This window comes from Mesorhizobium sp. M1342 (assembly GCF_040317955.1).
In the GTDB taxonomy this organism is placed as follows: domain Bacteria; phylum Pseudomonadota; class Alphaproteobacteria; order Rhizobiales; family Rhizobiaceae; genus Mesorhizobium.
This window is the reverse complement of sequence record NZ_JAMYLI010000062.1, coordinates 1-4,751: the sequence shown is the minus strand read 5'-3', so window position 1 is coordinate 4,751 and position 4,751 is coordinate 1. Positions and strand designations below refer to the sequence as shown.

4 protein-coding genes are annotated in these 4,751 nt (G+C 60.2%); all 4 read left to right on the top strand.

From position 1 onward, the window contains the following. Positions 1–188: beta-barrel domain-containing protein (locus NKH06_RS31860; RefSeq protein WP_502914519.1), on the top strand; the 188-nt coding region annotated here is incomplete at its 5' end. A 722-nt stretch (positions 189–910) separates the two neighbouring features. After that, positions 911–1,711, top strand: coding sequence for a calcium-binding protein (locus tag NKH06_RS31855; RefSeq protein WP_023766920.1), 801 nt, complete (start codon positions 911–913; stop codon positions 1,709–1,711). A 397-nt stretch (positions 1,712–2,108) separates the two neighbouring features. Next, positions 2,109–3,884: a type I secretion system permease/ATPase gene (locus tag NKH06_RS31850; RefSeq protein ID WP_352554106.1), complete on the top strand. Its 1,776-nt coding sequence runs from the start codon at positions 2,109–2,111 to the stop codon at positions 3,882–3,884. Further along, the coding region (locus NKH06_RS31845) for an HlyD family secretion protein (protein WP_352895105.1) at positions 3,859–4,751 on the top strand (893 nt) is incomplete at its 3' end. The genes NKH06_RS31850 and NKH06_RS31845, both read left to right, overlap by 26 nt.

Genomic DNA, 4,751 nt, shown 5'->3' with positions numbered 1-4,751 from the left:
AAAAAAACGGCATTTCGTATTACCTGGTGCGTCTATCGGTTCCGCATGCGGAACTGACGAAGCTCAAGGACCTGACGCTCGTGCCCGGCATGCCGGCCGAAGCGATGGTCCAGACGGGCGAGCGTACGGCGCTTTGCTATTTTGTGAAGCCGCTGTCGGACCAAATCAGTCGAGCATTCCACGAGTAATGAAAGTAATTCTGTTAGCTTGGCGTAGGCCGCGTCGCGTAGAGCCCGTGCGGCCGACGTGCGGAAGCTGTCGTTCCGAGATCCTTGAACTCTCGGCTCGCGCGAACGCGCTCCCTAATGTTCCATTGCTCGCAATGGGCAGTGCTGGCGAGATACTCGGCAACACAGCCCTATGCCTGTTCTTCCGAGGCCGGCTTGACGGTGAGCGAATGCGTAACGCAGCTGTGAGGACCCGTCAGTTGTCGTTTCAGCTCGGCTTCGGTCAACTTCGACAGCCTGTCGGCGAAAGGCGCTATCACGAGACCATTGGCGGCAAATTGCCCTCCCCTTGTTGCGCGGTAGCAGCATGCGTGTCGGGGAAGGAACCGTCTCCGGCCCCCATTCATCGCTGAGCCGCGCCGTACCCGCCGCCACCGGAACTTGTCCACGTCCAGCGCTTACGGTGCGGGTATGCCGGCGTCGAGCAAACAGAGAGAGGTTTGGGCCCAACCAGGGCGGCCGGTTACCAAGTTTTCCTCGTCCGCTTGAGTGTGAATGTTCGGGTCGATCGTCTGGGCGCGTCCCCGCCGCCTGCGAGCCCGCTACTGCTCAGCGGAAGGGCGAAGTGAACGTGAATGCATCCATTTCGTAAATGTGTGTCTATCCAAGCAATCGATTTCTCTAATTACCCGATGGGCAATATGAACGCGTCAGGCAGGGTGCATCATTAGGAGTATTTTTCGATGGCAAACATTATCGAGGGTAGCCCGGATGCCGAAACACTCCTCGGCACCAAGGGTGAAGATTGGATGGAGGGTTTCCAGGGCGGTGACTGGATTGACGGTCGTGGCGGCAACGACGAGATCTCGGCTGGCCCGGGCAGTGACCGAGCCCTTGGCGGCGAGGGTAACGACCGCATCTTCGGCGGAGATGGCTGGGACGATCTCTCCGGCGACAACGGCCGCTTCAACGCGCGCGTCTCCGGTGAGGACAATGACAGGCTCAGCGGCGGTCCCGGCCAGGATGTCCTCTACGTGGGTGACGGCCAGGATACGTTGACCGGGGGCACCGACAATGACACGTTCGTGTTCCAGTTCCACAATCCGGTGCCTGGGGTCGATCCGAGTGTCGGGTCGAAGCCGGACATTACCACTATCACCGATTTCAACCCGGCGGAGGACAAGTTCGCCTTCGATGCGGTGGGCCTCTACAACGACGGTTTTGGCGCGAACTTCGTCAACAACGCCAGCATACAGTCCGGCTACCCGGTGAGCAGCTTCTACAGTGGCGCGGCCTCGGGTGCGAACGGCGAACATGTCGTGGTAATCACTGGCGAATCTTTCAACTCTGCTAATGAGGCAGCGAGTGCGATCTCCGGCGAGCACGCCGGCGACATCATTGTCTACCAAAGCAGCTACACCGACAGAGTCGCAACTCTGGCCTATGTCACCGCCGACGGCAGCGCGCACGAGTTCGCCCACCTGGGCGGTGTGGTCACCGTGGCCGACCTAGGCCTGACCGCGTCGGACTTCACCTTCGTTTGATCCAGAAAACCGATACGGAACCGCGCCCCGCCCCCCTGGGCGGGCGCTTTCCCGTTTCCGCTACTTGCCATGGGCCGGGGCGGCCGAGGGGCGCCCGGGAGCAGTTGCAGCGTGGATAGCTTGACGAAGCCCTGCGCGTCGCGCTGGTCGTGCACCGAAATCTCCTGAAAGTGTGGAGGCGGAAGCCTGTCCGGGCCCTTGCGGCCGGCCACGATGACGTTGCCCTTCCAAACCTTCAGCCGGACGGTTTGTTGACCCGCTCCATTAAATGCCGGGACCAAACATATTCGGCGGGAGCACTGATCCTGAACCAGCGAGCGGATGCAGTCCGTCGCCGGTCGGGGAGCAATATGGGGCTGAGTCGCCAGCCTCCGGAACTTACGTGAGAAGCCATTCCTTGAAGGATTCAGCTTTGAGACCTTTCCCTCTGAGTTCCGCTATTTGGGGCGTTGTGTTGATCAGCGGCGCGGTCAACGTGCTTGCGCTGATCTCGCCGCTGTTCATGCTTCAGGTCTATGACCGCGTTCTGGCAAGTGGCAGCGTATCGACGCTGGTGGGGCTCGTCGTGCTTGCTGCGGGGCTTTATGCGTTCCAATGCCTGCTCGACATTTTGCGCGCCCGCGTGCTGCTGCGGATTGGCGAGCGTTTCGATGGAGAGTTTTCCGGACGCGTTCACGATGCGATCGTTCGCCTTCCGCTTTCAACGCGCATGCCGGGCGACGGCTTGCAGCCGCTTCGCGATCTCGACAATGTTCGCGGCTTCTTGGGTGGAAACGGTCCGACAGCGTTCTTCGATCTGCCATGGATGCTGTTTTATCTTGGCATTTGCTTCCTCCTTCATTTCTGGATCGGCATGACGGCACTTATCGGGGCGGTCGGCCTCACATCTCTGACACTCCTTGCCAACACTCTCTCGCAACGGCCAATAAGCGATACCGTTGCCCACAACATGGCACGCAATGGTCTGCTGCAAGCAGCGCGTTGCAATGCCGAGGTCGTGCAAGCTCTCGGCCTTGGAAAGCGGATCGCTGCCCGATGGCAAAAGGCCAATGCCAAGTATCTGGCCGCCAACCGGAAAGCTGGGGACGTGGCAGGTGGGCTGGGTGCCATTTCAAAATCGCTGCGCGTGCTGCTGCAATCGGCCATTCTTGCCGTCGGCGCGTACCTTGTCATCAGACAGGAGGCTACGGCCGGGGTTATGATTGCCAGTTCGATCATGATGGGGCGTGCGCTGGCTCCGGTCGATCTGGCCATTTCAAGCTGGAAACCTTTCCTCATGGCGCGCCAGGGTTGGGCGCGGCTGGAGGACCTCTTGGAAAAGGTTCCTGAATCCGCTCCTGTTATGCCAATGCCTGCACCTGAACGCGAACTGCGCCTCGAAGGCGTGACAATCGTTCCGCCCGGCGAAAGGAAGCCGACCGTGACCGGCCTTGCGTTTGCCATTCAGGCGGGAAGCGCACTCGGGATCATCGGTGCATCGGGCTCGGGCAAGTCGACACTCTCGCGCGCCATCGTCGGCGCATGGGCGCCGGTCGCCGGAAAGGTTCGCATCGACAGCGCAAGCCTCGATCAATGGGACCGGGAAGCACTAGGCCGTCATATCGGCTATCTGCCGCAAGGTGTTGAACTGTTCGACGGCACCATTGCCGAAAACATTGCTCGTTTTGAAGATAATCCTGACCCTGAGGCTATTGTCGCCGCGGCGAAAGCAGCGGGCACGCACGAACTGATCCTCCGATTTGAGCACGGCTACGAAACTCCGATCGGTGAGGCCGGATCGGCACTTTCCGCCGGGCAGCGCCAGCGTATCGGTCTTGCCCGTGCTCTTTATCGAGACCCTTTCCTTGTTGTGCTGGATGAACCCAATGCCAATCTCGATGCGGAAGGCGAGGCTGCGGTCGTTAAGGCGATCGCCTCCGTGCGCGAGCGCAAGGGCATTGCGGTTGTCGTCGCCCATCGGCCGAGCGCCATCCGCGCCGTGGATTTGGTGTTGGTGATGGAAGGTGGACGGCAGCGAACATTCGGTGCGCGTGATGAAGCACTTTCCAAAGTCCTGAAGGGGACAGCGATGGCACGAGGCGCTGGCGTCAAGGCCATCGAATCTACACAGGATCATGTGGGAGAGCGCGCTGACATGGAGGATCCCGGTGTCCGGCATTCATCAGAACAATGACGTTTCCAGCTCCATTCGCCGCCACCTGGTGGCGGGCCTTCTGGCGAGCGTAATCTTTGTGGGAGGAGCCGGAGCCTGGGCGGCCTTCACGAATCTCTCCGGTGCGGTTGTCGCGTCCGGACACTTTGTCGTCGATTCCTATGTCAAGAAGGTGCAGCACCCGACCGGCGGGGTGGTGGGAGAAATCCTGGTGCGCGAAGGCGATAAAGTGAAAGCCGGCGACATCCTCATGCGGCTCGATGCCACCCAGACGCGCGCCAATCTCGCCATAGTCACCAAGCGGCTCGATGAGCTCGCCGCCTACCAGGCAAGACTCGATGCTGAACGTGACGATCTCGCGGAGATCGCCTTCCCGGACTGGCTGCTCGTCCGAAGAGATGTTCCGGACGTAGCTTCGGCAATACATAGCGAGACGCTGCTGTTCGAATTCCGCAGACAATCCCGCGACGGAAAGCAGGCGCAACTGGCGGAACACATTACTCAATATCACCACGAGATCGAAGGATTCGAGGCGCAGGAAATTGCCTGTGAAAAAAGGATCGAGGTTCTCCTTAAGGAAATTGCTGTTCTGAGTGGGCTGCGCGACCAAGGCATTGTCTCGGACCAACGGTTGAACAGCCTGAAGATCCAGGTTGCCACTTTCGGTGGCGAACGCGGTGAGAAGATCGCACATCAGGCACAGACAGCAGCCCGCATAGCCGAAACGCGCCTGCAGATCCCGCAGATCGATCAGGATTTCAAGACCGAAGTCGGCCAGGAGCTCAGAGAGGTTCAGGCGCAGATCGGGGAGTATGGTGAGCGCAAGGTGGCGGCTGAACAGGAACTGCGACGGATCGATATCGTCGCGCCGCAGTCAGGCACCATTCA